Consider the following 26,635-nt stretch of genomic DNA (forward strand, 5'->3'; position numbering starts at 1 on the left):
AGCTTGCCGGATCGCCGGCTTTCGCTTATCGCTTGTTCATCTCTCGCTGCGCGCTACGCCCGTACCCGAGCGCCGCATCGACCATCACCTTCATCCGGACGCACCATGCCAATCCCTTACAACGGGCAGCCGAATCCGAATCCACGCCAGCCGGTGGACATCGCGCGCATCCTGCTCGTCATCACGATCCTGACCGCGCTCACGGTCGGCAGCCTCTACGTCCTGCGCCCGTTTCTGCCGGGCCTCATCTGGGCCACGACGATCGTCGTCGCGACCTGGCCGCTCATGGTTGGCGTGCAGCGTCGCGTCGGCAACCGCCGCTGGCTCGCGACGACCGTGATGCTGCTGATCCTGCTGATCGTCATCGTCCTGCCGCTTTATGAAGCGATCTCCACGCTCGCGCTGCATGGCGGCGAGATCATGGCGGCCATCAAGAGCCTGCCTTCCTATGCGCTGCCGCCGCCGCCCGGCTGGGTGCACGACATTCCGCTCGCGGGCGCGCGCGTCGCGACCGAATGGCAGTCGCTCTCCGACGCCGGCCCCGGCGGCCTGCTCGCGAAGCTCGAACCCTACGTGACGATCGCCGCGCGCTGGATGCTGTCGCATGCCGCGGTCGTCGGCGTGTTCGTGATGCACATGGTCATCACCGTCATCATCTCCGGCATTCTGTACATGAACGGCGAGGCGGCCGGACGCTTCGTCACCCGCTTCGCGACGCGCATCGCCGCGCGCCGTGGCGCGGAAGCCGTCAAGCTCGCGGGCCTCGCGATCCGCGCGGTGGCGCTCGGCATCGTCGTGACGGCGGTCACGCAGTCGGCGCTCGGCGGCATCGGGCTCGCGCTCGCGGGCGTGCCGGCCGCGGGCATCATCACGGCCATCATGCTGATGCTGTGTCTCGCGCAAATCGGCCCGCTGCTGCCGCTTCTGGGCGGCGTCGCATTTCTTTACTGGCACGGCTCGAATGTCGCCGCGTCGCTGCTACTCGTGTGGTCGATCATGATCGCCATGCTCGACAATTTCCTGCGGCCCATTCTCATCAAGCGCGGCGTGAATCTCTCGATGCTGCTGATTCTTTCCGGCGTGCTCGGCGGCATGTTTGCGTTCGGAATAGTCGGATTATTCATCGGTCCCGTGATTCTCGCGGTGACGTCGACGATTCTTAATGCGTGGATCAACGAGCAGCCGCCGCTGCCGCAAGTCGAAGCGATGAGTAACGAAGAAATCGCCAAAGCCACGTCCACACGGGATCTGGCGGATGCATCGAGAAGGCAGACCTGATTGATAAATAGATTCACATTTTGATGTTTTTATTCGCGCCAATCAGATTGCGCTTAAATCGAAAATTCGGAGTCTTACTAAAATGAGACTCTGTCCGAGTTAATGCGCCGTTTTGCGATTATTCAACGGTGTGAATCCGTTACAATGCCTTCCATTGTTATTTGCCCGTTTGAGGGCGCAGGGGATTGACCATGTCTTTGCGTGACGTGGAAGTCATCGATTACATCGGAGTGAATATTCTTTTCAAGCGCGTTTATGTCGGACTCTTCGATGATCTCGACTGGCGCGATGAAAAGGAGCATCAGGATTTGCTCACGAAGAAGATCGACCGCTACATCCGTTACATTCGTTCGGGACAGTTGCTGCTGAGCTACCCGAAAGTTCGCGGCTATGAGATCGTGGTCGAATATGTGTCGATGCATCCCATGACGTCGTCCGGGGTCGAGTTCTGGAAATCGCGTGAACGCGTGCTCGCCGACGCCGGTTACAAGGCGCACATCCGCGGCGTGGATGTGCGCCATTCGCTCGGCATCACGGTCGACAAGCCGGAGCACGTCAATGCGGAACCCGTCGAGCCGCCCGCGCTCGAAGTGCTCGACGCGGACCCGCTCACCAAGCAACTCGCGGATGTCGCCGATATTTCGTATCTCCCGTCCCCGACGCCCAAAACGCGCCGGCAGCAAGCGCTGCCCGTGCTCAGGCGGCTCGTGATGCGACAGGCCGCCAGTCACTGAAGCGAACGATCCTGCGCAATCGAACAAAAAGCGGCGTGGCTCAATCCTGAGCCCGCCGCTTTTCTTGTTGCGCGCGCCGATTACCTCACGCCGCTCAATGCCGACGAAGCGACGGACGGCACCGAGATGCCGTTGGTCTTCGCGTATTGCACCGCCTGCGTGAGCGTCTGCACCAGCGACTGCAACTGTCCCGGCGCGGATTGCGCGATATAGCTCGCAGCCTGCGCGGTCGCCGGATTCGAACCGGCCTGCAGGAGCGACGACATGTTCATCGAATTGGTCACCGAGCCGAGATTCGACTGCAATCCGGCGTACTGCTTCACGCCCTGCCCGAGCGAGGCGAGACCGTCGCTGAAGCTTTGCTTGCTCGCGGCCGTCGGCGGCGGCGTGGAGCCGCTCGTGAACGCCTGCATCAACGATTGCGATACGCTCTGCTGCGTGCCGCCCAGTTGCGACAGCACGCTCGTGCTCGGCACGCCGCTTCCGCCTGATGCGCCCGACAACACCCCCGCCGCCGATTGCGCCTGGCTCGCGACGCTCGACATGCCCATCGCCGATGCAAGATTCGATTGTCCCGAGAGCACTTGCTGGTTCGCGCCGAGATAGCCCTGCACCAGCGAATTCAGCGCGGAAGGCTGCGCCGCGCCGTTCGCGCCGCCGGCCACTTCGGAACTGCCGCTGCCGAAGCCGAACTGCTGGAGATTGAGTTGTGCATACGATGCGGCCGGCGCGATCAACGCGAATGCGATGCCGGCCGACAGAACTGCGAGCCGTGACGTACGGTTCGGCATGGTCGGTTCCCCTCTTGAATTGTCCGATGATCGATAAGCCCCGTTCGACCATCGGCCATTTCGCCGGTTCGCCGCAGAAACATTTGCTTGCGATTTCCGTCAGGAGATTACGCGCCCAGGTCCGCGAGCGGATGCATCTCCCGGCGCCACGGCGACGAGAGAAAGTGCTGCACGCGCTCGGCCCGCACTTGCGCGAGCGTGGTCGGCGCGAAACGCGGCCGCTCGTCCTTGTCGATGATGAGCGCGCGCACGCCTTCGACGAAATCGCCGTCGTCGATTGCGCGGTACACGACGCCCAACTCCATCCGAAAGCAATCCGCGAGCGTCATCTGACGGCCGCGCAGGAGCGCGTGACAGGTCACTTCGAGCATCGTCGGCGAATGGCTTTCGAGCGTGGCGAGCGTCGCGCGCGCCCAGTCCGATTCGTCCATCGCCAGCGACGCTGTGATGCGCTCCACGCCGCCCGTCGCGCAGACGCTGAAATGGCGTTTGATCTGCGCGCGGATATCGTCGAGCGGCGCGTGCCGTTCGATGTTCGCGGCCGGCACGAACACACGCTTTAGTTGCGTGATCGCATCCTGTGCATCGTCCCAGCGCAGCGTGTCGAGGCGCTCGATGAAGCCGCGCAGCCATGTCGACGGCACGCATTCGTCCGCGAGCCCGACGCGCTTCGCATCCGCGCCCGAAAGACGCGCGCCCGTCAGACCGACGTACAGCGCGAGATCGCGCGGCAGCACGCGCAGAAAGTGCGTCGCGCCGACATCGGGCAACAGGCCGATGCGCGTCTCGGGCATCGCCATGCGCGTGCGCTCGGTCGCGATGCGCAGCGCCGCGCCCTGCGCGAGCCCCATGCCGCCGCCCATCACGATGCCGTCCATCAGCGCGATCACGGGCTTCGCAAAACGATGCACCGTGAAGTCGAGCCGATATTCGTCGATGAAGAATTTCAGCCAAGGCGTCTCGTGATGCGGATCGTTGCGCGCCGCGTGGTAGAGCTTGCGCACGTCGCCGCCCGCGCAGAACGCCTTGTCGCCCGCGCCGCGCAGCACGACCGCCGCGATGGCGTCGTCCGCGGCGCATTGCGCGAAGCGTTCGGTGAGAAGCGCGATCATGTCGTGCGACAGTGCGTTCAGTGCGTGCGGCCTGTCGAGCGTGACGATCGCCACGCGATTGACGATCTCGAAGCCGACCTCCGGCGCGTCGCGCAACAATCCTTGCGTGCTCATGACACGCTCCACTTCGGCTTGCGCTTGTCGAGGAACGCGGCGACGCCTTCGCGCTGATTCGCGCCATCGAAAAGATCGACGAAGCGCTCGCGTTCCAACGCCAGTGCCGCGCGGCGCGGCACGCCTTCGCGCGCGGCGTGAATCAGCGGCTTCGAATATGCGACGGCATCCGGGCTCATCGACGCGACGCGGGCCGCGATCGTCAACGCGGCTTCATATGCGCCGCCGCTCGCGACCACTTCCTCGACGAGACCGATGCGCAATGCGGTCTGCGCATTCACGCGCTCGCCCGTCAGGATGATGCGCTTCGCCCAGCCTTCGCCGACGAGCCACGGCAGCGTCTGCGTGCCGCATCCGCTTGGCAAGAGCCCGACCGACGCCTCCGGCAGCGCCATCTGCGCATGTTCCTCGGCGATGCGGATATCGCAGGCGAGCGCGCATTCGAGTCCGCCGCCCATCGCATAGCCGTTGATCGCGGCGATGGTCACCGCGCGCGCGTTCTGCAACGCCTCGAATGCCGCGCCGAAGCGTTGCGCGGCGACGCGCGCGTGCGCCTTGTCGCCATCGGCGAACTGATTGAGGTCCGCGCCCGCGCTGAAGAATTTCGGGCCGGCGCCCGTCACGACGATCGCGCGCACGTGCGCATCGCGGTTCAGGCCTTCGATGGTCTCCTGCAGCGTCGCGAGGCCATCGGCCGTGAACGCGTTGGCCGGTGGACGGGCGAGACGAATCGTGACGGTTGCACCGTCGCGCGTGACTTCGATCATCGTGGGGATTCCTTTTTAGTCGGCTTTGCTGGTCTGACGCAGCTCCGGGAAATCCTCTTCCCAGAACTCGAACTCGCCGCGCGCGCCGTCCTGCGTGCGCGCGATTTCCTGTCTGCGCAGATCGACGCGGCGGATCTTGCCGGAGATCGTCTTCGGCAATTCCGCGAATTCCAGACGGCGGATGCGCTTGTAGGGCGCAAGCCGCTCGCGTGAGAACGCGAACACGCTTTTCGCTAATTCCGGTCCGATGGAGTAGCCGTGGCGCAGCGTGACGAACGCCTTCGGCACCGACAGGCGCAGCGGATCGGGGCTCGGCACGACGGCCGCTTCCGCGATCGCCTCATGTTCGATCAGCACGCTCTCCAGCTCGAACGGACTCAATCGATAATCCGACGACTTGAACACGTCGTCCGCGCGGCCGACATAGACGAAATAGCCATCCGCGCCGCGCGCCGCGACATCGGACGTGCGATAGAAGCCGCCGCGCATGGCGTTCTCGGTGGCTTTGGGATTGTCGGCGTAACCGGTCATCAGGCCGAGCGGCGGCGGATCGAGCACGAGCGCGATCTCGCCTTCCTCCGCCGGATTGCCGTCGGGATCGAGCAGCGCCACGCGATAACCCGGCAGCGGACGGCCCATCGAGCCGGGCACGAGCCGCTGACCCGGCGTGTTCGCGATCTGCGCGGTGGTTTCGGTCTGGCCGTAGCCGTCGCGGATCGGCACGCCCCAGGCCGCCTGCACGCGCTCGACGACTTCGGGATTGAGCGGTTCGCCCGCGCCGACGATCTCGCGCAGCTTCACCTCGTACGACGCGAGCGGCTCCTGCACGAGCATGCGCCACACGGTCGGCGGCGCGCACAGCGTCGTGACTTCGTGCCGGACGAGCACGTCGAGCGCGCGAGTCGCATCGAAACGGCTGAAGTTGTAGATGAACACGCACGCCTGCGCATTCCACGGCGCAAAGAAGCAACTCCACGCGTGCTTCGCCCAGCCGGGCGAGCTGATGTTCCAGTGCACGTCGCCGGGTTGCAGGCCGATCCAGTACATCGTCGACAGATGGCCGACCGGATAGCTCTGATGCGTATGCGCAACGAGCTTCGGCTTCGACGTCGTGCCCGACGTGAAATACAGCAGATAGGGATCGTTCGCGTTCGTTACGGCATCCGAAACGAATTCAGGCGAGGCATCGTAAGCGGCTTCATACGCGAGCCAGCCTTCCTTCGCGCCGCCCACGGCGATGCGCAATCCAGGCACCTCGATGTCGTGAAACTTTTGCGTCTCCCCCGCATCGACGATCACGTGCTGCACGCCGCCAAGCGCGATGCGGTCGCGCAGGTCGGCGGGTGCGAGCTGCGTGGTCGCGGGCAGCACGATCGCGCCGAGCTTCATCGCGGCGAGCATCGTTTCCCATAGCTCGACGCGGTTCGGCAGCATCAGCAGGATGCGCTCGCCGCGCTTCACGTCGAGATCGCGCAAATGATTCGCGACGCGCGCCGAACGCTCGCTCATCTGCGCGAACGAAAGACGCGTCTCGCCGCCGCCTTCATCGACGATATGCAGCGCGGGCGCATCGTTGCCGCGCGCCATCGGGTCGAAATAATCGAGCGCCCAGTTGAAGCGATCCAGCGACGGCCATTTGAAGTCGCGATACGCCGTGTCGTAATCGGTGCGATGAGCAAACAGAAAGTCTCGTGCTTCGATGAAAGCGTGGGCGTCGTTCATTGCGTCTCCTGTCGTTTTTTTAAGCGCGAGTCAAACGTTGCGTGCGATCACCATCCGCTGCACTTCGCTCGTGCCTTCGTAGATCTGCGTGATGCGCGCATCGCGATAATGACGCTCCACCGGATAGTCCTGCAGATAGCCGTATCCGCCGTGAATCTGAATCGCATCGGAGCACACGCGCTCGGCCATTTCCGACGCATACAGCTTCGCCTGCGACGCCTCCGACAGACAGGCGATGCCTTCCGTGCGCATGCGCGCCGCGTGATGGATCAGAAGGCGCGCGGCGTTGATCTGCGTTTGCATGTCGGCGAGCATGTTCGCGACCGACTGATGCTCGTGGATCGGCTTGCCGAACTGCACGCGTTCCTTCGCGTAGGCGCGCGCCGCATCGAAGGCCGCGCGCGCGATGCCGAGCGCCTGCGCCGCGATGCCGATGCGCCCGCCCTCCAGATTCGACAAAGCGATCTTGAGACCCTCGCCGCGTTTGCCGAGCAGATTGGCGGCGGGAATCGCGCAATCGTCGAAGGTGATCGGGCAGGTATCGGACGCGCGGATGCCGAGCTTGTGCTCCGGTGCGCCGACGTTGAAGCCGGGCGTGTCCGTCGGCACGATGAAGGCCGAGATGCCGCGCTTGCCCTGATCGGGATCGGTGACGGCGAAGACGATCGCCACGCCCGCGCGCTTGCCGTTCGTGACGAACTGCTTGCTGCCGGAGAGAACCCACTTGCCGTCCTTTTCGACGGCGCGCACGCGCAGGTTGTTCGCTTCCGAGCCGGCCTGCGGCTCCGTCAGACAGAACGCGCCGATGATCTCGCCGCTCGCGAGCTTCGGCAGCCATTCGGCCTTTTGCGCGTCGGTGCCGTAGGCGAGGATCGGGCCGCAGCCGACGGAGTTGTGCACGCTCATCATCGTCGCGCAGGACGCGCAGCCGGCGGCGATCTCTTCCATCGCGAGCGCGTAGGCGGTGTAGTCGCTGAGGGTGCCGCCGAGTTCGGCGGGCACGACCATGCCGAGCAGGCCGAGCTCGCCCAACTGGCGCACGACGGCGTCGGGAATGGCGCCGTCCTTGTCCCATTGGCCCGCGTTCGGCGCGAGCACTTCGGTGGCGAACTGGCGAGCCGCGTCGCGGATCATGCGCTGCTCTTCGGTGAGGAATGCGTCGATCATGTGTCGTCTTCGGTGAATGGGGCTGGGGCGGCGGACCGTATCGATCGTATACACTTTCTGGCCGCCGCCGGGTCGTCGATGAAGGGCGGATGGGCCGTCTGAGCACGAGTCTAGGCAATCGCCGGACGTTAGCCGATGCCCAAAACGATCACGCTAACTGAGCGCTTTGGCCACCTAGTGACAACCCCAAGTCCCAAAAAGAAGATCGAGCGCGATTCGATTTCCGTGAGTCTCGTCGAGGCGGCATTGCGATGCGCCGAGGCGCGCGGCGTCACGCACGAGCATTTGCTGGCCGCCGCGGGCATCGCGCCGGCGACGCTCGATTCGCCGCGCGCGCGCGTGTCGCCGGTGCAGTACGGCAAGCTGTGGAACGCCACCGCCGACGCGCTCGACGACGAGTTCTTCGGCCAGGACGCGCATCCGATGCGGCGCGGCAGTTTCGTGCTCCTGTGCCACGCCGCGCTGTCCTCGCGCGACGGCGCGCAGGCGCTCGCGCGCATCGCGAACTTCATGCGCCTCGTGCTCGACGAGCTGACTTTCGAATTCGATATCGACAAGACGCGCGTGCGCATCTGGCTCGATGACAAAGGGCCGCCCAAGACGATGTTCGCCTACGCGACGGGGTTCATCTTGGTGTACGGGCTGCTGTGCTGGCTGGTCGGGCGGCGCATTCCGGTGCTGGCGGCGCATATGCGCTGTCCCGAGCCCGCCGACAGCGACGAATACCGGCTGATGTTCTGCAACGATCTTCGATTCGACGAGACGCGCTCGTTCGTCGACCTGTCGGCGGAATGCGCGGCGCTGCCAGTCGTGCAGACGCCCGCGACGCTCAAGCGCTTCCTGCGCGACGCGCCGGCGAACTTCATCGTGAAATATCGCAATCCGGACTCGCTCGCGGCCCGCATCAGAACGCGCCTCAGGCAAACCGCGCCGACGGACTGGCCCGAAGCCGAGAGCATCGCGGCGGCGCTCCACATGGCCGAAGCGACGCTGCGACGCCGCCTGAAGCAGGAAGGGCTCACCTATCAGACGATCAAGGACGCGTTGAGACGCGATCTCGCGATCGCGCGCCTCGCGCACACGCAGCAGACGATCCCGCAGATCTCCGACGCGCTCGGCTTCGCGGAACCGAGCGCGTTCCGCCGCGCGTTCAGAAAGTGGACGGGCGTGCGCCCCGCGGATTATCGCCGGGAGGGCTGACTGCGGGCGCGCTTCGGGGCTGCTATATTGAATCGACGATGACCTTGCATCACGGAGCGCGCCATGAAGAAAGCCAGCCGAGATGAACGTTCGAAGCAGGATCGGCCGGACCCGGCCAACCAAGAGGACTTGCTCGACGAAGCGCTGGAGGAAACCTTCCCCGCCAGCGATCCGATCGCCGTGCACCCCGAGCCGGACACCCCGAAGGACGGCAAAAAGAAATAGTTATTCGCCCGCTTCGGGCTCATCCGGGCTCGACAGCAGCACCACGAGCTTTTCCACATGCTGGTGCAAGAGCTTCACGTGCTTGTCGATCTGTTCGAGACGCCCGGTCAGGTCGGCCTTCGCCGACTCGCTCATGCGATCCGACGCGATGAGTTCGTCGACCTTCGGCTGCATGCCTTCAACCTGAAGCAGCCCGAGCTGGCGCTCCAGGCGGCGCAAATCCTGTGACAGCAGTTCGCGATTCTTGCGAAAGAGCAGATCGCGGCGGTTCGTTTCAGCCTGTTGCTGGGCGAGATCGGCGACGCGGCGCGTCGCCTCGGTCTGCGAAAGCAGCGGTTCGGGGCCGCGCAGCACGGAGCGCTTCGGCGCGGGATGGGCCGTGCCGCGAAACACGGCCATCGGCGTTTCCTCGTCGATCGCGCGCAGGACGTCCGCCGGGACTTCCTCCAGCGTGCGGCGCTCGTCCATCCAGTGCGGCGGCAGGCCGGTCACGAGCTCGATGCCGCGCACGAATTCCTCGTTGAAATCGCGCTGACCGGCGACGATCAGCTTCATGAACGTCGGCGAGAAGCTCATCATGCGCGCGAGACGCGCAGCGCCGCCCGGCGTCCCAACCAGCACGTTCAGATTGGACCGCCAGACAAGGAACAGCGTTTCGTCGAAATCTTCCATGAACAGGCTCCAGGCAGACCGACGCGCCCGATTGTGCGCATCAGCGTTGCGCGCGCGAGATCCGCGCGCATGCATATCCGGTTCCCGAATATCGCTGCGCACCTCGACCGGTGCGCCGTCCACATACCGCATAAAACACCATACTAACGTCATCGGCAAGCGTGGCGGACATGGCACGCACGCGACGCGACAGTTGCATCGCCGCCACACGCATTCCGTCGGCCCGCTTACGGCTCGTTGCGCAGATAACCTTCCTTGCTCGGATCGAGCATGCGCCAGGAAACGATGAGCGAAATCGCGCACATCACGGTGACATACCAGAAGAAGGTCGATTCGCTGCCCACTGATTTCAGCCACAGCGCGACGTATTCCGCCGAGCCGCCGAACACCGCGTTGGCGACCGCATACGACAGGCCGACGCCCAGCGCGCGCACTTCCGGCGGGAACATTTCCGCCTTGATGAGACCGCTGATCGACGTATAGAAGCTCACGATCGCGAGCGCGATCACGACCAGCACGAACGCCATGACCGGGCTCGCCACCGTGGACAGCGCGTGCAGCAGCGGCACCGTGCCGATGGTCGCGAGCGCGCCGAACCACAGCATCGACGCGCGGCGGCCGATACGATCCGACAGCGCGCCGAACAGCGGCTGCAGCAGCATGTAGACGAAGAGCGCGGCGGTCATCACGTTGCTGGCGGTTTTGGCATGCATGCCCGCCGTGTTGACCAGATACTTCTGCATGTAGGTCGTGAACGTGTAGAAAATCAGCGAGCCGCCCGCCGTGAAGCCCACGACGGTCATGAACGCGGCCTTGTGCTTCATCAGCCCGGCGAGCGTGCCCGCTTCCTTGCGATGACGCGTTTCGGCGGTCGAGGTTTCATCGAGCGAGCGTCGCAGGTAAAGCGAAACCAGCGCCGCGCATGCGCCGATGAAGAACGGCACGCGCCAGCCCCACGCCTTCAGTTCTTCCGTCGACAGAAACTGTTGCAGAACCACCAGCACGAGCAGCGCGGCAAGCTGGCCGCCGATCAGCGTCACGTACTGGAACGACGCGAAGAAACCGCGCCGGCCGCGCAGCGCCACTTCACTCATGTAGGTCGCGCTCGTGCCGTACTCGCCGCCCACGGACAAACCCTGGAACAGGCGCGCGATCAGAAGCAGAAACGGCGCCCACGCGCCGATGGATGCGTAGGTCGGCAGAAAGGTGATGACGAGCGAGCCGCCGCACATCATCAGGACGGAGATCATCATCGCGTTGCGGCGGCCGTGCTTGTCGGCGATACGGCCGAAGAGCCAGCCGCCGATCGGGCGCATCAGGAACCCCGCCGCGAACACGCCCGCGGTGTTCAACAACTGAACCGTTGGATTGCCGCCCGGAAAGAACGCCGACGAAAAATACAGCGCGAGGAACGAGTAGATATAAAAGTCGAACCACTCGACGAGGTTGCCCGACGAGGCCCCGACGATTGCGAAAACGCGGCGCCGGGTGTCCTCTGCGGTATAAGCGGGAAGGTCGGTCATGTTGTTTCTGATCTCTTGGTCACTGTCTGGATGGCGTTTGCCGGGGCTCGTGACCCCGGTCCGGGCGCTCTTGCGGCGTTCGGGCGCAAGTTTATACGACGGTTCGGGCGAAAGCGCGCTCACGTGGCGCGCCGAACACGGCCGACAGTCGTAAGCGAATTCGCGCAGTCGCGCGGTTGCGCCGTCTCCGACGATGACGTCAGGTGTCCGCCGAGGCTTGCCGCAAAAGCATTCGCCGCCCTTGCGACCGGTTTATGCGGCGCTTTCGACGCGATCCGCCGATGCCTCGGTCGTTCAAGCTAGGTAATTACCCTGATCAAAGATTTTGCTGACTATTTATCGATAAAGTCTCGGAATCACGATTCGCATCGACGAGGACTGCATGAATCCGCATCAACCGATCACCCTCGACGCCGCGCTGGCGTCGAAGTTCGCCCAGGTCGCGCTCGGCCATCTGGCGCGCGAATATCCGAACAAGCTCGATCACGTGATGGCAAGCGAGTCCGATGTCCAGAGCCCGCGCGCGCTCCATCCGATCTTCTACGGCAGCTTCGACTGGCATTCGTGCGTGCACGGCTACTGGCTGATCGCGCGGCTCTACGACCGCTTTCCCGGATTGCCGGAGGCGCCGCGCATCCGTGCGGTGATCGACGAACATTTCACCGATGCCAACGTCGCGGCCGAAGTCGCGTATCTGCAACGCACGGCTGCGCGCGGCTTCGAGCGTCCCTACGGCTGGGCGTGGCTGCTCGCGCTCGCCGCACAACTCCACTCGATGACTTCCGACGACGGCGCGCGCTGGGCCCGCACGCTTGCCCCGCTCGCCGACGCGTTCGTCGCGCGCTTCGAGGAGTTTCTGCCGAAATCGACGTATCCGCTTCGGGTAGGCACGCACTTCAACATGGCGTTCGCGCTGACGCTCGCGATCGGCTACGCGCGCGCCACACGGAACGCGGGCTTCGAGCGCCTGCTCAGTGAAACGGCCTTGCGCTGGTTCGAGAAGGACGAAGGCTGTCAGGCGTGGGAGCCGGCGGGCGACGAGTTCCTGTCGCCGTCGCTGATGGAAGCCGTGCTGATGCGCCATGTGCTGCCGGGCGATGGATTCGTCGGCTGGTTCGACGGGTTTCTGCCGCGCATTGCCGCGCGCCAGCCGGCGACGCTCTTCACGCCCGCCACGGTCACCGATCGCAGCGACGGCAAGCTCGCGCACCTCGACGGCCTGAACCTCTCCCGCGCGTGGTGCCAGCGCACGATCGCGCGGGCATTGCCTGCGGGCGACGCGCGCATCGCGGTGCTCGAAACGGCCGCGAACGAACATCTGACGTCGGGCATCGCGCATGTCGCGGGCGATTACATGGGCGAGCACTGGCTCGCGACATTCGCGCTGCTGGCGCTCGAAGCCTGATTCGCCTCAGACGCGCGGCTGAAACGCGATCACGCCCATTCCGATGAGCGCGATCGCCGCGCCCGCGATGTCCCACGCCGTCGGCCGGATGCGATCGACGGCCCAGAGCCACGCGATCGCCACGCCGATATACACGCCGCCGTACGCCGCATAGATGCGTCCGGCGGCGGCGTCGTGCAGCGTGAGCAGCCAAGCGAACAGCGCGAGCGACAGCGCGCCGGGCACGACGAGCCACGGCGAGCCGCCCTCCCTGAGCCATCGATACGGAAAATAGCAGCCGGCGATCTCGGCGATGGCCGTGACGACATAGAGCGCGAATGTTTTCATGACGCGCATTATCGACGTCCGCCCGAAGTTGCGCCGCCATCGCCGCGCCCGGACAATGACGCGCTTGTCACGAACCGCCAGCCCGAACACCTTGCAGACGCCCCCACAAAACGATTCGACCGAAACCGCCGCGCTACCCGTGCACTGGCACAAGCGCGTGTTGACGCTCGCGTTTCCGATCGTCCTCGCCAACCTCACGCAGCCGATTCTCGGCGCGGTCGATACGGCCGTCGCCGGGCATCTCGACGGGCCGCAGTATCTCGGCGGCGTCGCGCTCGGCGGGCTCGTGTTCAGCTTCGTGTTCTGGGGTTTCGGCTTTCTGCGCATGGGCACGACAGGACTCGTCGCGCAGGCGTTCGGCGCGCACGACGACGAGGCGTTGCGCGCGAGCGTGCTGCGCGCCCTGCTGCTCGCGCTCGTGATCGGCGCGGCGGTGCTGGCGCTGCAGGTGCCGATCATCCGCTATGGGCTCGTCGCGCTGGGCGGCAGCGCCGCCGTGCAGGACACCGCGAGCGCGTATTGTCATGCGCGCATCTGGGCCGCGCCGTTCGCGCTCGGCAATTACGTCGTGCTCGGGTATCTGCTCGGCTGCCAGCGCGTGCGGCTCGCGCTCGTCACGCAGATCTTCATCAATCTGGTGAATATCGTCGCGGTGCTGCTGTTCGTGTATCGCTTCGACTGGGGCATCGCGGGCATCGGCGCGGCGACTGCCTTCGCGGATTTTTGCGGCTTCGCGCTCGGCGCCGCGATCCTGTGGCATTCGCGTCTACGCGGGCTCGCACCGCTCGCGCCGCGTGCGATCTTCGATGCACACGCGCTCAGGCGGCTCGTCGCGATCAACCGCGACATCTTCATCCGCACGATCTGTCTGCTCGGCTCGTATGGCTGGTTCGCGCATCTCGGCGCGCGCGAGGGCGACGCGATCCTCGCCGCCAACGCCGTTCTGCTGAACTTTCAGACGTTCATGTCTTTCGGACTCGACGGCTTCGCGCACGCGGCCGAAGCGCTCGTCGGCGCGGCGGCCGGCGCGCGCGACCGTCACGCGTTCCGGCAGGCCGTGAAGATCACGATGTTCTGGTCGGCGATCGGCGCGGCGGGCTTTTCGGTCGTCTACTGGATGAGCGGCGAATGGATCATCGGCCGGCTGACCGATCAGGCCATCGTGCACGCGGCGGCGGTGCGCTATCTGCCGTGGGCGTCGATTCTGCCGCTCGCATCGGTGGCGGGCTTTCAGCTCGACGGCGTGTTCATCGGCGCGACCCGCACGCACGAACTGATGAAAGCGATGGCCGTCTCGCTTGCGGTGTTCCTGCTCGCCGCCTGGGCGCTCGCGGGATCGCTCGGCAATCACGGACTGTGGCTCGCGCTCACGCTTTTCATGGTGGCGCGCGGCATCACGCTGGCGGTTCAGGTGCCCGCGATCGAACGCGCGTCGTGCGCGCCCGATCGGCACTGAGTCACTGAGGAAGCGGCTTCACGGCGGCGAGGCCATCGAGCAGCGCCCTGTGGAACGCCGCCGGGTCCTGCATCTGCGGCGCGTGGCCCAGTTCGGGAAACTCGACGAGCCTCGCGCCCTCGATGCGCTCCTTCGCCAGCTTCGCGAGATCCGGATAGCGACCGAGCGTCGGACGAATCTCGGGCGGCGCGAAATCCTTGCCGATGGCGGTCGTGTCCTTGTCGCCGATCAGCAGCAGCGTCGGCGTTTTCAACTGGTCGAATTCGTAGACGACCGGCTGCGTGTAAATCATGTCGTAAAGCAGCGCCGAGTTCCACGCGACGACGTCCTTGCCCGGCCCGCGATACATGCCCGCGAGCATCTGCACCCACGGTTCGTAATCGGCGCGCCATTGGCCGGAGTAATACGTGCTCGTCTCGTAACGGCGGATGCCATCGGCGCTCGTTTTCAGCTCGCGCGCGTACCAGTCGTCGACCGATATCGACGGCACGCCTTTCGCCTTCCAGTCTTCGAGCCCGATCGGATTGACGAGCACGAGCTGCTCCGTCTCACGCGGATACATCAGTGCATAGCGAACCGCGAGCATGCCGCCCGTTGAATGCGCGATGAGCGTCGCCTTCCATACGCCCAACGCCCCGAGCAGCGCATGCGTGTTGCGCGCGAGCTGCTGGAAGCTGTACTGATAGCGCGCGGGCTTGGTCGACTTGCAAAAGCCGATCTGATCCGGTGCGATCACGCGATAACCCGCTTCGGTCAAGGTTTCGATGGTCTGCTTCCAGGTCGCCGAACAGAAATTCTTGCCGTGCAGAAGCACCGCGGTACGGCCGTTCGGATGCAGCGGATGCACGTCCATATAGGCCATGCGCACGACCTGGCGCTGCGACGTGAGCGCAAACTGCGCAACCGGATACGGATAGTCGAAGCCTTGCAACTCGGGACCGTAAGCGGGACCGTCATTGCTGGTCGATTGCGCGGCGTCCTCGGCATGCGCGTGAAAAGCGCAGGACAACGCGAGGGACAACACCAGAGAACGAAGAACGGACGAATTCATTTTTGGTTTCGGGATGACGTCGGCCGACGCATTCTAGCGCGCCTGAATTTCACACGCGCCCGCGCGTTCACCCGCCCCGCGCGCTGTCTCGAGCGCTTATACTTGCGGCCCCGAACGTCGACTGGACCTTCTCAAGCATGCCATTTCGCATCAAGGCATTCGCCGCCGCGCTCTTCGCATTCGTTTGTGTCAGCGCATCCGCGAACGATTGCCCGCAGTTCAGTCCGAACGGTCGCGCGCCCGTCGTCGTCAACTCGAAGATGCGCGCGGCGACGCAGGAAGTCTGCTACACCGACTTCGCGCTGCTTCATTCCGGCATCACGAAAGGCCCGCTCTGGTCGGCGGAGCATCTGACCGCGAACAGTGTCGATGAAGCAAAGAACAACACGCGCACCAATCGCTTTTTCGTCGACAAGCGCCTGCCGCCCGGTGATAGCGCGCAGCTTTCCGATTACAAGAAGAGCGGCTACGACCGCGGCCACATGAGCCCCGCTGGCGATCGCGCGAGCAAGAAAGGCATGGCCGAATCGTTCTCGCTCGCGAACATCGTGCCGCAGGATCCATCGAACAATCGGCGCATCTGGTCGCGCATCGAGCAAGCGGTGCGCAGGCTGACTGAGGAATCGGGCGAGTCGTTCGTCGTCACGGGCCCGCTCTTTTCGGGACGTCAGTTGCAGACGATCGGCGAATCGCGCGTGTTCGTGCCGACGCAACTGTATAAGGTGGTTTATCTGCCGCAGCGTCAGATCGCGTTCGCGGTGGTGGTCGAGAACACGCCGACCAACACCTACACGATGAAAACCGTGCGCGAGCTGGAAGCGATGAGCGGCCTCGCATTTCCCGGCATACCGGACGGACTGAAGGACAAACGAATTGGAGGGTTGCAAGGTGTTTAAGCCATTTGCGAACGATACGGACGTGTTGAACATCGCGGGCGACGCGGTCAACATCGAAAACGGCGTGAAGCGCCTGACGATCAGCGTCGATCTGACGATCGCGCGCGACAAGGCGGGACTCGCAAACGCCCTCGCGCTTCAGAAGGCGATCGGTGCGATCATCGAAGTCTTGCAGAGCGATGCGTCGCTGCCCGCGAAGCTGCCCGACGAACCGGGCGCGCCGTCGGGCACCGCCGACAATCCGTTCATCTGAAGCGGCGATCGTCGGAAACAGCCGCGCGGAGAATCGAAGTGATCGAATGCCATGTCGGCCCGAGCCCGCTCGGGCACATCCTGTATCGCGCCGAAAACGACTGCTTGACGGGGCTCTTCTTCGTCGGACAGAAGCATTTTCCCGACGGCCTGCCGCAGCCGACGCTGTCCGACGCGCTGCCAAGATCGCGCGTGATCAGCGAGGCGCGCGAGCAGATCGGCGAATACTTCTCCGGCGTGCGCAAGGAATTTTCGATCGCGCTGAACCTCGACGGGACGGCGTTTCAGCGGCAAGTCTGGGATGCACTGCGGCAGATTCCCTTCGGCGAGGCTTGGACCTACGGCGATCTCGCGCGTCGGCTCGGCTTGCCTATGGGCGCGTCGCGGGCCGTGGGCGGCGCGAACGGCCGCAATCCGGTTGCGATTATCGTGCCGTGTCATCGCGTGATTGGCGGCGACGGGGAATTGACCGGCTACGCAGGCGGCGTGGAGCGCAAGCGTCATTTGCTTACGCTGGAGGGCGGGCCGGGGCGCGAGCAGCTCACGCTCTTCTGAACCGACGTCTTCGACGCGTGAACGAAAAAGCTCGCGAACCTTCCGGTTCGCGGGCTTTTTTCGTGGGGCGCTGTCCTTCGTGAAATTACGGCATGAGCGTGACTTCCACGCGGCGATTCTCCGCACGACCAACGTCCGTTGCGTTAGACGCGATCGGGTTCGTCTTGCCAAACCCCTTCAGCGAGTATTTGTCGGCACGCAGGCCGCGCTCCTTGAGATACGTGAGCACAGCTTGAGCGCGACGCTTCGACAGACCGACGTTGTAGGCATCGGGGCCCGTCGAATCCGTATAACCCTCGACGGTCACGGACGCGAAGTTCGCACCCTGCGATTCGGCGACGAGCTGATTCAAAATGCCCTTGGCCTTAGGCGTCAACACAGCGCTGTCGAACGCGAAGTTCGTTTTCTCGTCCAGCAAGACCTTGCGCGGCGCGGGGGCCATTGCTTTGGCGGGAGCCGGCTGTGGCTCGTTTGTGGGCGCAGCGGGAGCCGGCGTAACGGGAGCCGGCTGAGCCTGCTGTACCGGCGTCGCACAATTGAAGATCACGCTGCGGGGATCGTTGGGCGCTTGCGTGCCGACGAGCGTCTGGAGCACATTGACCGGCTGAGTGCCGCACATCTTCTGAGCAGCGGTCATACAGGCGCTGCCCTTCTCAAAAACGCCGTAGCATTCGGCGCGGTAAGCCTTTTGGCCATCCGACGTCTGAATTTGGCTGATATTGAAAGCCGGTCCCGAGGTGGACGAGCAGCCCGCGAGTGCAGCAGCGGCGATAAGACTAACGGCAAGGGTTTTCGTGAGCAATTTGGTGTACATGCGAGTCAATTTGAAAGCGCGAAGCCGCTGAAAGCGCGCCTCATTTCCGGGCCTTGGGACATTCCCAAAGGCGGCAGGCAGATTCATGATTCGATTTCGGATGCGTTCAACTATCGATGAGCAATCCAAAAGCTGCGGGATTGTAGCCCGGTGTTTCATGCGCTTTAAGCGGACAACTCCCAAATTGCGGAGCTCTGAGGCGCGTACAGCAAAATGCCTATTTGGCCGGCGCGGGGAGATCGCCGTCCGACTGCTTTTGCAGTTCCTGCACACGCGTCTGCAGCGCGCGAAGCTGCGCCTGCGCGGCCGCCTGCTCCGTACGCAATTCGCGGATCGCGTTCTGCTGCTCCAGCTGATGGGTCGTCACCTGAGTTTGCTGCGCGCGAGCAATATCGAGATCCGCCTGCAGCCGATTGGCCCGTTCCTGCTGGACGGAAATTTGCCGGTCGGCATACGCCTTTTCTGCTTCGAGCTTGATGCGCTTGATTTCGGCATCGGCGAGCGTGGTCGATGTTTTCGCGAAATCGGAATAGACGGCTTCGGCACGCGCCTCGTTTTGCGTTTTGAAGACGCGCCAGATATTGCTTTGCTGAAACAGTGCAACGTAATAAGTCATCTGCTCGGCATAATACGAAAGACTTGCGCCATAACTGCCATTGTAAGTCCTGCGCAACTCTATTATTTTGCCGGCGGTAATGAGCGTTTCGCGTTCCGCGACATCGCCATTTGTCGTAACGGCCTTTTCCGGACTGTTCGGCGATGGACCAGCGCGCATATCGCCGGCGGCGCAGGCCCACGGGAGCGGCATAAGCAAACTCGCCGCGATTAGCGCGATTTCCGCAATCACCAAACGCTTCATTGCGATTCTTCCATAAAGGCAAAGCAGATCGTCCGTAATGGATTATGGCGCTGTAATCCCATTAATTCCAGACGATCGAAATGGCTTATATCCGATCGCGATTAAAGCACGCCAAACTCAAATCGTGGGCTGTTGTCCGGGGCGTTCGTTCATCAATCGCGCTTCAGTTGCGCGGCGCATGATTTCGCTCGGCTTGAAAATGCGCGAATCCCCGTGTTCTGCGGGCATGCGCGAGAAAATGTCTCGGTCTGCCCGAAAGTCGAACGGCGTGTCCGACAAGATGCGCGCGTCGGGCAAAGGCTCTACGGCGTGAGCCGGCGCGACGGATATGGCGAAAAACGCGAAAAGGCTGGCAAGGAGCGCAAAAGCGCCCGGGATCGAGTGCGAACGGTGCATGGCAAGGAAAAGGCAATGAGGGCGCACGAGCGCCGGAATGGAGCCGCCGCGAGAAACACACGGCGTTCGTGTACTGCATCGTTCGCCATTTCAACAGCTGTCGCGCCCCCTGCCCATGAGAGAGTTCTCAAACAATTCTTGCCCGCGGGCCGCCTATCCCATCCGACATAGCGATCAGGCGTGAAAAATGCGTGCCGTAAGCGTTCGCTTGCCAGAGCAAGCATGGCCAGCGCACGCCTCGTGGAGCGCAGCGACGAAGCAGAGAACGGCCCGCAAACGGCACGGCAGCGGGACTCATTGGTGCGGCAAGCAGCCACAGCTTGCCAAGAGTCCGCCATAATGCGCCTTCGCAAAAATGCTGAATCGCCAAGTAAAAACGAAAATGCCATGACTCAAGACGACAAGCACTCGACCGATCAACCCAGGCAGCCCGCCGCCAACGACGGCAACGTGACGACCGGCGTTGCGGGCCTGGACGAAATCCTGGGCGGCGGTCTCGTCGAAGGCGGCCTGTATCTGATCGAAGGGATGGCGGGCGCGGGCAAGACGATTCTCTCGTCGCAGATCGGCTTTCACCGCGTCGCGCAGGGCGACATGGTGCTGTACATCACGCTGATCGCCGAATCGCATACCAAGCTGCTGTCCCACCTGCGGGCGCTCTCGTTCTACAACGCCGACGCCATCTCCGACCGGATGCTCTTCGTCTCCGGCTATCACGAGCTGATGCGCGACGGCCTGTCCGGTTTTCTTGCGCTGATCGCCGCGACGATCAAGACGAGCCGCCCGCGCTTCATGGTCATCGACGGATTTCGCAGCGGGCGCGAATTCAGTTCGACGGAGCTCGAACTCTCGCAATTCATCCACGAGCTGTCGGCGTTCGTGAGCGCCGCGCGCTGCACGACGCTGATCCTCGCGCCGCTTTCCGGCAACGAGCCGCATCCGGAGCACACGCTCGTCGATGGGCTCATCGAACTGAACCGCTACAACACCGGCATGCGTCGCGCTCGCGAAATCGAAGTCCACAAGCTGCGCGCCCGCGATCACCTGCTCGGCAAGCACTTCTTCAAGATCACCGAAAACGGCCTCGTGACCTTTCCGCGCATCGAGGCGTCGCCCGCGAACGATCTCGGGACGCCGGACTTCACGAGCAAGCTCGGCTTCGCATTTCCCGATTTCGACCAGATGCTCGGCGGCGGCGTCGTGCGCGGCTCGACGACCACGCTCGTCGGGCCGTCGGGCGTCGGCAAGACGCTCATGTCGCTCAAGTTCCTGCTGGCGGGCGTGGAGCGCGGCGAGCGCTGCGTCTATTTCGGCCTGTACGAGTCGCCCGAGCGGCTGCTGGCGAAAGCGCAGTCGGTCGGTATCGATCTCGTGCCGGCCGCGCAGGACGGCCGCCTCGTGATTCACTGGCATCCTGCTGTCGAACTGGCGATCGACGAGCTCGCCGTCGAGCTGATGAACGCGGTGAGGAACGCGAACGCGTCGCGGCTCGTGGTCGACGGTATCGACGGATTCTTTCAATCCGCGAACCGCACCGAGCGCTTCGGGCTCTTTCTCAACGCGCTCACGCACCGCCTGCGCGATGCGGGCGTGACCACCATCCTTACCGAGGAGCTGCCGCTCTACGGCGATGCGGGTCTGCCCACGACGCTGCGCGCGTCCGCGATGACGGAGAACATCGTGCTCATGCGGTACGTGGAGGCGAATTCCGCGCTGTATCGCATGGTGTCGATCGTCAAGCAGCGCGAAGGCCCGCACGATTCGGCGATTCGCCGTCTCACGATCGACTCGCGCGGCCTGCATATCAGCGAAGGCTTCATCGGCCCGACGGGCATGCTGTCCGGACACCCGTCGCTCGCGCCCGCGCTCTCTGTGTCGGACCCCGGCGCGCGCGCATGAAAAAAATCCTCGTCGTCGACGATGAATTCGACATTCTGACAACGTGGCGGCTCGTGCTCGAAATGGAGGGCTACGAGGTTTCCACGGCCTCCAACGGACGCACCGCACTCGACGCGGCGCGCTCGAATCCGCCCGCGCTCGTCATTACCGACTGGATGATGCCGCACATGGACGGCGTCGAGCTGATCCGGCAACTGGCCGCGAGCGACGGGCTCGCAGGCGTGCCGGTGATCCTCATGAGCGCGGCGGCCAATGCGCCGGCGCTCGAACATCCGCACGCGCAGTTTCGCCGCAAGCCGCTTTCCATCGATGATCTGGTCGACAGCGTCAAAAGCCTTATCGGTCCGGCCTGAGCGGACTTAGGCACGCGGCGTGCTGTAGAGGTGCGTTCCGGCGATTCCGGAGTTACGAGAAACCGCTCAACCCGAAAGGAGGCACCATGGTGCAGGATCAAGTGGAAGGCGCGGCACAAAAAGTCGTCGGCAAGGTACAGGACGCGGTCGGCGCATTGACCGGGGATGAAGCGACGCAAGCCGAAGGCAAAGTGCGGCAGGCCTATGGCAACTTGCAGCAGAGTTACGGGCAGACCGTCGACAACGTGCGCCTGGCGGTCGCGAATCAGCCGCTTCAGGGCGTGCTGATCGCCGCGGCGGTCGGCTTCGTGCTCGGCGCGTTGTGGAACCGCGATCGTTGATGCGCGACTAGCAGAGCGCATGACGCATGGAAACGAAGCCGGCGTGGGAAACCACGCCGGCTTCTTCGTTTATTTCGCCTCGTGCGCGACGCCGGCGAGCGCCGCGGACCGCGCGCAACCGATGGCGATCGCGACGGCCGCCACGAGGAGCGCGCCATGCGCGCCGCCGAGCGCCGCCGCAACGGCAAGCCCGCACGACGCTGCCGCGCTCAAGGCGCTCGCGGCCGGCGCGCCCGCAGCACCGCCCATCGCGAGCGACAAATGCGCACCGATCAGCGCGACCATCGCAACGACCAAGACCACGGCGTGCGCGCCGGGTTGCGCGCCGAGCACATAGGCGAGCGCCGCGCACGCGCCGGCGCAGACGAGATGCAGCGGCTGCAACGACATGCTTTCGCGATTCGCCCGCGCGCAGACCAGACAAGCCAGCGCCGCCATCGCGCCGCCTGCGAAGACCGCATACGCGCCGTTCGCGCCCGGCAGCACCCATGCGACGAAAGCGATCGTGGTGAGCGACGCGTGCGTCGATGCACCCGAAGCAATCGAAGCGCTCCCACCGAATCGATATCCGGCGAATCCCGCGACACCGGCGAGCAGGAGCGCGGCGGCCAGCGTCGCCATGGCGGCAGGGCCGCCGCTCGCGCAAGCAGCGACGACGATCACCGCGCCGGCGGCCGCCAACGCACGCGCATGGGCACGCGCCGCGCCAGCCCGCATCGACGAACCCGCCGACAACGCCGCGAGCACGCACAGCGCGCCGGCCAGAGCATCGGACATGCGTCCCTCCTTCAGACGGCCAGCACGTTCGACAGCGTGCCGATGCCCGCGATCGACACATCCACGCGCGCGCCGTCCTTGATCGAGCCGACGCCGATCGACGTGCCGCACGCGATCACATCGCCGGGCACGAGCGTCATGTCCTGCGACAGCATGCTCACCTGTTCGGCGGGCGAGAAGATCATGTCGTCGAGCGGATAGTTCTGACGCTCGACGCCTTCGAGCGTCGTGACGACGTTCGCAGTGCGCCAGTCGAAGCCGTTGCCCGGCGTGACGATCGCGGGCCCGAGGCACGTGAACGTGTCGAAGCCCTTCGAGCGGCACCACTGCGCGAAGTTGGGATCTTGCTGCAGCAGTTCGATCGCGGTGACATCGTTCACGCACGTATAGCCGAAGATCGCCTCCTCGGCTTCCTCGACCGACGCCCCGCTCACCGTCTTGCCGATCACGATGCCCAGTTCGCCCTCGTACGCGATCTTGCCTTGATAACTCTTCGGCCGGCGGATCGACTCGTTCGGCCCGATCACCGACATCGGCGGCTTGATCAGAAAGAGCGGATGCTGCGGCGGCGCCTTGTCGAGTTTCTGCGACAGCGCGTAGTAGTTGTTCCACAGCGCGATGACCTTGCTCGGCTGGCACGGCGCGAGCAGCGTGAGGTCGTCGGCGGCGAAGGAAATGTCCGTCGGGCGCGGGCGGTCGAACATCGCGCCTTCGTGCTGCACGACGCGGCCCGAGTGCTGATCGAGCGTACCGAAGCCGATGCTGCCGCCGGCATCGCGAAAACGAATCCAGTGTGTCAAATCTGTCTCCTTGAGAATAGGAGCGCGGGCGTACATGGCCCGCGCTCTCGTCCCCTCCTCCTTACATCGGATCAGGCCCGCGCCGCGAGCCCACTTTTACTTCGCGCCGAGCATCATGACGGGTAGTTCCGTGGATGAGCTTGGCTGCGTCGCTTCGTTACAGGACAACCGTGCTGCTCATGTCGCGCGTCTCGGTTTCTATGGACGTGCCGGGTCCGCGCCGCCTTCTTTCGAAGGCGGCGTGAGGCAGACCAATTGCGTGAGAGGCGTCTAGATCGCGCCGAGACTCTTCAGCGTTGCGACCTGATCGGGCGTATAGCCGAGTTCGGCCATAACTTCGTCCGTATGCTCGCCGAGCAATGGCGAGCGCACGACTTCGGTCGGGCTGTCGGACAGTTTGATCGGATTGCCGACCGTGAGATATTTGCCGCGCACCGGATGATCCACTTCGACCACCGTGCCCGTCTTGCGCAGCGACGGCTCTTCGGCGATTTCCTTCATCGAGAGAATCGGGCCGCACGGAATGTCGTGCTTGTTGAGGATTTCCATCGCCTGGAACTTGGTCTTCGACATCGTCCAGCGCTCGATCTCCGCAAAGATGTCCTTCAGATGCGGCAGGCGCGCGTTCGGCGTCTTGTAGTCCGGATGGTCGATCCACTCCTCTTTGCCGATCACCTTGCAGATTTCACCCCACACCGGCGCCTGCGTGATGAAGTAGATATACGCGTTCGGATCGGTTTCCCAGCCCTTGCACTTGAGAATCCAGCCAGGCTGACCGCCGCCCGATGCGTTGCCCGCGCGCGGCACCGCTTCGCCGAAGGAGCCGTTCGGATACTGCGGATATTCCTTCATCACGCCGGTGCGTTCCAGCCGTTGCTGATCGCGCAGCTTGACGCGACAGAGGTTGAGCACGCCGTCCTGCATCGCGGCGAGCACTTTCTGGCCGCGTCCGCTCGTGTTGCGTTGATACAGCGCGGTGACGATGCCGAGCGCGAGATGCAGGCCCGTGCCGGAATCGCCGATCTGCGCGCCGCTGACCACCGGCGGGCCATCGTCGAAACCGGTCGTCGAAGCCGCGCCGCCCGCGCATTGCGCGACGTTTTCGTAGACCTTGCAGTCCTCATAGGGTCCGGGGCCGAAGCCTTTCACCGAAGCGACGATCATCCGCGGATTCAACTCCTGGATGCGCTCCCACGTAAAGCCCATGCGATCGAGCGCGCCCGGCGCGAAGTTCTCGACGAGCACGTCGCATTTCTTCACGAGCGTCTCGAGCACCTTCTTCCCTTCGGGATTCTTGGTGTCGATGGTGATCGAGCGCTTGTTGTGGTTGAGCATCGTGAAGTAGAGGCTGTCGGCGTCGGGAATGTCGCGGAGTTGCTCCCGCGTGATGTCGCCCGCGCCCGCGCGTTCCACCTTGATCACGTCCGCGCCGAACCACGCGAGCAGCTGCGTGCAGGTCGGTCCCGACTGAACGTGCGTGAAATCCAGGATGCGCACGCCGTCCAGCGCCTTGCCAGAGTTGTTCACCGTCATGGCTTGTCTCCCAATTCTTTAGTTCGACGTTTATGGATTCAGATTCATTTGTACATCCTTTGCGCCATCGTGCCAGCCTTGCGCGCATCCTCGCGGCAGCTGCCGAGCATCTCGGCTCCCGTGATATACAATATTCCAGACACAATATTAGTCAACTATAGTTCGGTCGGAACAAACCCTGTGATGCACTGCACGATTGTCTGGAATGCTTCACCGATGGTGCTTTCGCCATCATCGATATTGCATCGCAGCAACTACCGTATTCCTCCGAAGTTTCGTCCATTACCCGCGTCACTCCACCATACCCGCTAAAACCTTTTGCTCGCCGTGAAATCTGATATACAGTATTTCAGCGCGACGAAGGATACGTTTTTTGCCGCGCCTACTCCCATTAGAGGACATCAGGAGACGTAATGAACATCCACGAATATCAGGCGAAGACGCTGCTGCGAAAGTACGGCGTCGCGGTTCCGGAAGGCCGCGTCGCCTTTTCCGCGCAGGAAGCCGCCGACGCGGCGCGCGCGATCGGCGGACCGGTCTGGGTCGTGAAGTCGCAGATTCACGCCGGCGGCCGCGGCGCGGGACGCTTTTCCAATGATCCGGACGGCAAAGGCGGCGTGCGCGTCGTGAAGTCCGTGGACGCGGTGCGCGAGAACGCGCAGCAGATGCTCGGATCGGTGCTCGTGACGAAGCAGACCGGGCCGGCGGGCAAGGAAGTGAAGCGTCTCTATGTTGAGGAAGGCTGCGATATTGCGCGCGAGTTGTATCTCGGCATGCTGGTCGATCGCGCCACGTCGCGCATCACGATCATGGCATCGACCGAAGGCGGCATGGAAATCGAGGAAGTGGCGCACCGTACGCCGGAAAAGATTCTCAAGGTCGCGATCGATCCGGCGACCGGGCTGCAACCGTTTCACACACGTCAGATCGCATTCGGCCTCGGTCTGAGCGGCAAGCAGGTCGGCGCGGCATCGAAATTCATCACGGCGTTGTATCAGGCGTTCGTCGATCTCGACGCGTCCATCGTCGAAGTCAATCCGCTCGTCGTGACCGGTTCCGGCGACGTGATGGCGCTCGACGCCAAGCTCAATTTCGACGATAACGCGCTCTATCGCCATCCCGACATCGAAAAGCTGCGCGACGAGGACGAAGAAGATCCCGCCGAAATCGAAGCGGCAAAACACGGCCTGAATTACGTGACGCTCGACGGCAACATCGGCTGCATGGTGAACGGCGCCGGCCTCGCGATGGCCACGATGGACATCATCAAGCTATACGGCGGCGAGCCGGCCAACTTTCTCGATGTCGGCGGCGGCGCGACGCAGGAACGCGTCGCCACCGCATTCAAGCTGATTCTGCGCGACCCGAAAGTGCGCGGCATTCTGGTCAACATCTTCGGCGGCATCATGCGTTGCGACGTCATCGCGCAAGGCGTCGTCGCGGCCGCGCGCGAAGTCGATCTGCGCGTGCCGCTCGTCGTGCGCCTCGCTGGAACGAATGTCGATGCGGGCCGCGAAATCCTGCGCACCTCCGGCCTCACGATCATCCCCGCCGAAAACCTCGCCGATGCCGCCGACAAGATCGTCGGCGCCGTCGCTCACTGAGAGGACACCAGC

At 64.0% G+C, this 26,635-nt stretch carries 27 protein-coding genes; 13 read left to right on the forward strand and 14 right to left on the reverse strand.

The annotated features are described in order from the left end of the window. Window positions 1-105: 105 nt before the first annotated feature. Window positions 106-1,278: an AI-2E family transporter YdiK gene (ydiK, locus tag ACEN42_RS20885; RefSeq protein ID WP_371881295.1), complete on the forward strand. Its 1,173-nt coding sequence runs from the start codon at window positions 106-108 to the stop codon at window positions 1,276-1,278. Between the two features lie 191 nt (window positions 1,279-1,469). Then, window positions 1,470-2,012: a DUF6572 domain-containing protein gene (locus ACEN42_RS20890; protein ID WP_187605195.1), complete on the forward strand. Its 543-nt coding sequence runs from the start codon at window positions 1,470-1,472 to the stop codon at window positions 2,010-2,012. Between the two features lie 80 nt (window positions 2,013-2,092). Here ACEN42_RS20890 and ACEN42_RS20895 read toward each other — a convergent pair whose 3' ends face one another. The 5 genes from ACEN42_RS20895 to ACEN42_RS20915 all read right to left on the reverse strand — a co-directional run bounded on the left by ACEN42_RS20895 (window position 2,093) and on the right by ACEN42_RS20915 (window position 7,682). Continuing rightward, window positions 2,093-2,803 (reverse strand): hypothetical protein, encoded by a 711-nt coding sequence (locus ACEN42_RS20895; protein WP_238214672.1) that lies wholly within the window; start codon window positions 2,801-2,803, stop codon window positions 2,093-2,095. A 107-nt stretch (window positions 2,804-2,910) separates the two neighbouring features. Continuing rightward, the gene (locus ACEN42_RS20900; protein ID WP_371881296.1) at window positions 2,911-4,029 is read right to left on the reverse strand and encodes an enoyl-CoA hydratase/isomerase family protein; all 1,119 of its coding nucleotides are present in this window, start codon (window positions 4,027-4,029) and stop codon (window positions 2,911-2,913) included. Next, on the reverse strand, window positions 4,026-4,796 hold the full coding sequence (locus ACEN42_RS20905; protein WP_371881297.1) for an enoyl-CoA hydratase: 771 nt from the start codon (window positions 4,794-4,796) through the stop codon (window positions 4,026-4,028). The genes ACEN42_RS20900 and ACEN42_RS20905 overlap by 4 nt, the downstream gene beginning before the upstream one ends. Before the next feature lie 15 nt (window positions 4,797-4,811). Further along, the gene (locus ACEN42_RS20910) at window positions 4,812-6,518 is read right to left on the reverse strand and encodes an AMP-binding protein (RefSeq protein WP_371881298.1); all 1,707 of its coding nucleotides are present in this window, start codon (window positions 6,516-6,518) and stop codon (window positions 4,812-4,814) included. Window positions 6,519-6,548: 30 nt separating this feature from the next. Beyond that, entirely contained in the window at window positions 6,549-7,682 is a 1,134-nt protein-coding gene (locus ACEN42_RS20915; RefSeq protein WP_371882267.1) for an acyl-CoA dehydrogenase family protein, read from the reverse strand. A gap of 180 nt (window positions 7,683-7,862) precedes the next feature. Here ACEN42_RS20915 and ACEN42_RS20920 point away from each other — a divergent pair, with 180 nt between their 5' ends. Together ACEN42_RS20920 and ACEN42_RS20925 are read left to right on the forward strand one after the other, a co-directional pair. Beyond that, a complete protein-coding gene (locus ACEN42_RS20920) occupies window positions 7,863-8,885 on the forward strand; it encodes an AraC family transcriptional regulator (protein ID WP_371881299.1) in 1,023 nt (340 codons plus the stop codon). A gap of 63 nt (window positions 8,886-8,948) precedes the next feature. Then, window positions 8,949-9,110, forward strand: coding sequence for a hypothetical protein (locus ACEN42_RS20925; protein ID WP_371881300.1), 162 nt, complete (start codon window positions 8,949-8,951; stop codon window positions 9,108-9,110). Here the strand turns inward: ACEN42_RS20925 and ACEN42_RS20930 are convergent, their stop codons facing one another. Next, complete coding sequence (locus ACEN42_RS20930) at window positions 9,111-9,782, reverse strand: hypothetical protein (RefSeq protein ID WP_035502568.1); 672 nt, start codon at window positions 9,780-9,782, stop codon at window positions 9,111-9,113. 227 nt (window positions 9,783-10,009) lie between these two features. After that, window positions 10,010-11,305: an MFS family transporter gene (locus tag ACEN42_RS20935; protein ID WP_371881301.1), complete on the reverse strand. Its 1,296-nt coding sequence runs from the start codon at window positions 11,303-11,305 to the stop codon at window positions 10,010-10,012. Window positions 11,306-11,687: 382 nt separating this feature from the next. On the opposite strand from ACEN42_RS20935, the gene ACEN42_RS20940 reads away from it, so the two are divergent. After that, entirely contained in the window at window positions 11,688-12,710 is a 1,023-nt protein-coding gene (locus ACEN42_RS20940) for a DUF2891 domain-containing protein (RefSeq protein ID WP_371881302.1), read from the forward strand. Window positions 12,711-12,716: 6 nt separating this feature from the next. Here ACEN42_RS20940 and ACEN42_RS20945 read toward each other — a convergent pair whose 3' ends face one another. Continuing rightward, window positions 12,717-13,037 carry a YnfA family protein gene (locus tag ACEN42_RS20945; RefSeq protein WP_238292827.1) on the reverse strand — a complete coding sequence of 107 codons (321 nt, stop codon included), beginning with the start codon at window positions 13,035-13,037 and terminating at the stop codon, window positions 12,717-12,719. Window positions 13,038-13,128: 91 nt separating this feature from the next. Between ACEN42_RS20945 and ACEN42_RS20950 the strand changes: the two genes are divergently transcribed. Further along, window positions 13,129-14,493 carry an MATE family efflux transporter gene (locus ACEN42_RS20950; RefSeq protein WP_371882268.1) on the forward strand — a complete coding sequence of 455 codons (1,365 nt, stop codon included), beginning with the start codon at window positions 13,129-13,131 and terminating at the stop codon, window positions 14,491-14,493. A 1-nt stretch (window position 14,494) separates the two neighbouring features. Here ACEN42_RS20950 and ACEN42_RS20955 read toward each other — a convergent pair whose 3' ends face one another. Then, complete coding sequence (locus ACEN42_RS20955; protein ID WP_371881303.1) at window positions 14,495-15,544, reverse strand: alpha/beta fold hydrolase; 1,050 nt, start codon at window positions 15,542-15,544, stop codon at window positions 14,495-14,497. A gap of 137 nt (window positions 15,545-15,681) precedes the next feature. On the opposite strand from ACEN42_RS20955, the gene ACEN42_RS20960 reads away from it, so the two are divergent. Genes ACEN42_RS20960 through ACEN42_RS20970 form a run of 3 tightly spaced genes read left to right on the forward strand, consistent with a single transcriptional unit; the run spans window position 15,682 to window position 17,247 of the window. Continuing rightward, the gene (locus ACEN42_RS20960; RefSeq protein ID WP_371881304.1) at window positions 15,682-16,440 is read left to right on the forward strand and encodes a DNA/RNA non-specific endonuclease; all 759 of its coding nucleotides are present in this window, start codon (window positions 15,682-15,684) and stop codon (window positions 16,438-16,440) included. Continuing rightward, on the forward strand, window positions 16,433-16,693 hold the full coding sequence (locus tag ACEN42_RS20965; RefSeq protein WP_187605208.1) for a hypothetical protein: 261 nt from the start codon (window positions 16,433-16,435) through the stop codon (window positions 16,691-16,693). Before ACEN42_RS20960 ends, ACEN42_RS20965 begins: the two co-directional genes overlap by 8 nt. A 38-nt stretch (window positions 16,694-16,731) precedes the next feature. Beyond that, window positions 16,732-17,247 carry a methylated-DNA--[protein]-cysteine S-methyltransferase gene (locus ACEN42_RS20970; protein ID WP_371881305.1) on the forward strand — a complete coding sequence of 172 codons (516 nt, stop codon included), beginning with the start codon at window positions 16,732-16,734 and terminating at the stop codon, window positions 17,245-17,247. 85 nt (window positions 17,248-17,332) lie between these two features. Here the strand turns inward: ACEN42_RS20970 and ACEN42_RS20975 are convergent, their stop codons facing one another. Beyond that, window positions 17,333-18,148, reverse strand: a complete 816-nt coding sequence (locus ACEN42_RS20975) for an OmpA family protein (protein WP_371881306.1) — start codon at window positions 18,146-18,148, stop codon at window positions 17,333-17,335. Window positions 18,149-18,278: 130 nt separating this feature from the next. Then, window positions 18,279-18,920 (reverse strand): DUF2968 domain-containing protein, encoded by a 642-nt coding sequence (locus ACEN42_RS20980; protein WP_371881307.1) that lies wholly within the window; start codon window positions 18,918-18,920, stop codon window positions 18,279-18,281. A 783-nt stretch (window positions 18,921-19,703) separates the two neighbouring features. Here ACEN42_RS20980 and ACEN42_RS20985 point away from each other — a divergent pair. The 3 genes from ACEN42_RS20985 to ACEN42_RS20995 all read left to right on the forward strand — a co-directional run bounded on the left by ACEN42_RS20985 (window position 19,704) and on the right by ACEN42_RS20995 (window position 21,909). Next, window positions 19,704-21,215 carry an RAD55 family ATPase gene (locus ACEN42_RS20985; RefSeq protein ID WP_371881308.1) on the forward strand — a complete coding sequence of 504 codons (1,512 nt, stop codon included), beginning with the start codon at window positions 19,704-19,706 and terminating at the stop codon, window positions 21,213-21,215. Further along, complete coding sequence (locus tag ACEN42_RS20990) at window positions 21,212-21,568, forward strand: response regulator (protein WP_238214700.1); 357 nt, start codon at window positions 21,212-21,214, stop codon at window positions 21,566-21,568. The genes ACEN42_RS20985 and ACEN42_RS20990 overlap by 4 nt, the downstream gene beginning before the upstream one ends. 86 nt (window positions 21,569-21,654) lie before the next feature. After that, window positions 21,655-21,909 (forward strand): CsbD family protein, encoded by a 255-nt coding sequence (locus ACEN42_RS20995; protein ID WP_187605215.1) that lies wholly within the window; start codon window positions 21,655-21,657, stop codon window positions 21,907-21,909. Between the two features lie 69 nt (window positions 21,910-21,978). Here the strand turns inward: ACEN42_RS20995 and ACEN42_RS21000 are convergent, their stop codons facing one another. The 3 genes from ACEN42_RS21000 to frc all read right to left on the reverse strand — a co-directional run bounded on the left by ACEN42_RS21000 (window position 21,979) and on the right by frc (window position 25,019). After that, the gene (locus ACEN42_RS21000; RefSeq protein WP_371881309.1) at window positions 21,979-22,686 is read right to left on the reverse strand and encodes a hypothetical protein; all 708 of its coding nucleotides are present in this window, start codon (window positions 22,684-22,686) and stop codon (window positions 21,979-21,981) included. 11 nt (window positions 22,687-22,697) lie between these two features. Beyond that, complete coding sequence (locus tag ACEN42_RS21005) at window positions 22,698-23,486, reverse strand: fumarylacetoacetate hydrolase family protein (protein ID WP_035502495.1); 789 nt, start codon at window positions 23,484-23,486, stop codon at window positions 22,698-22,700. Between the two features lie 270 nt (window positions 23,487-23,756). Then, window positions 23,757-25,019 (reverse strand): formyl-CoA transferase, encoded by a 1,263-nt coding sequence (gene frc, locus ACEN42_RS21010; RefSeq protein WP_187605218.1) that lies wholly within the window; start codon window positions 25,017-25,019, stop codon window positions 23,757-23,759. A gap of 413 nt (window positions 25,020-25,432) precedes the next feature. Here frc and sucC point away from each other — a divergent pair, with 413 nt between their 5' ends. After that, window positions 25,433-26,623 carry an ADP-forming succinate--CoA ligase subunit beta gene (sucC, locus tag ACEN42_RS21015; protein ID WP_238292843.1) on the forward strand — a complete coding sequence of 397 codons (1,191 nt, stop codon included), beginning with the start codon at window positions 25,433-25,435 and terminating at the stop codon, window positions 26,621-26,623. Window positions 26,624-26,635 lie beyond the last annotated feature (12 nt).

The sequence above is a fragment of the Caballeronia sp. S22 genome (assembly GCF_964261745.1).
GTDB lineage: Bacteria > Pseudomonadota > Gammaproteobacteria > Burkholderiales > Burkholderiaceae > Caballeronia > Caballeronia jiangsuensis.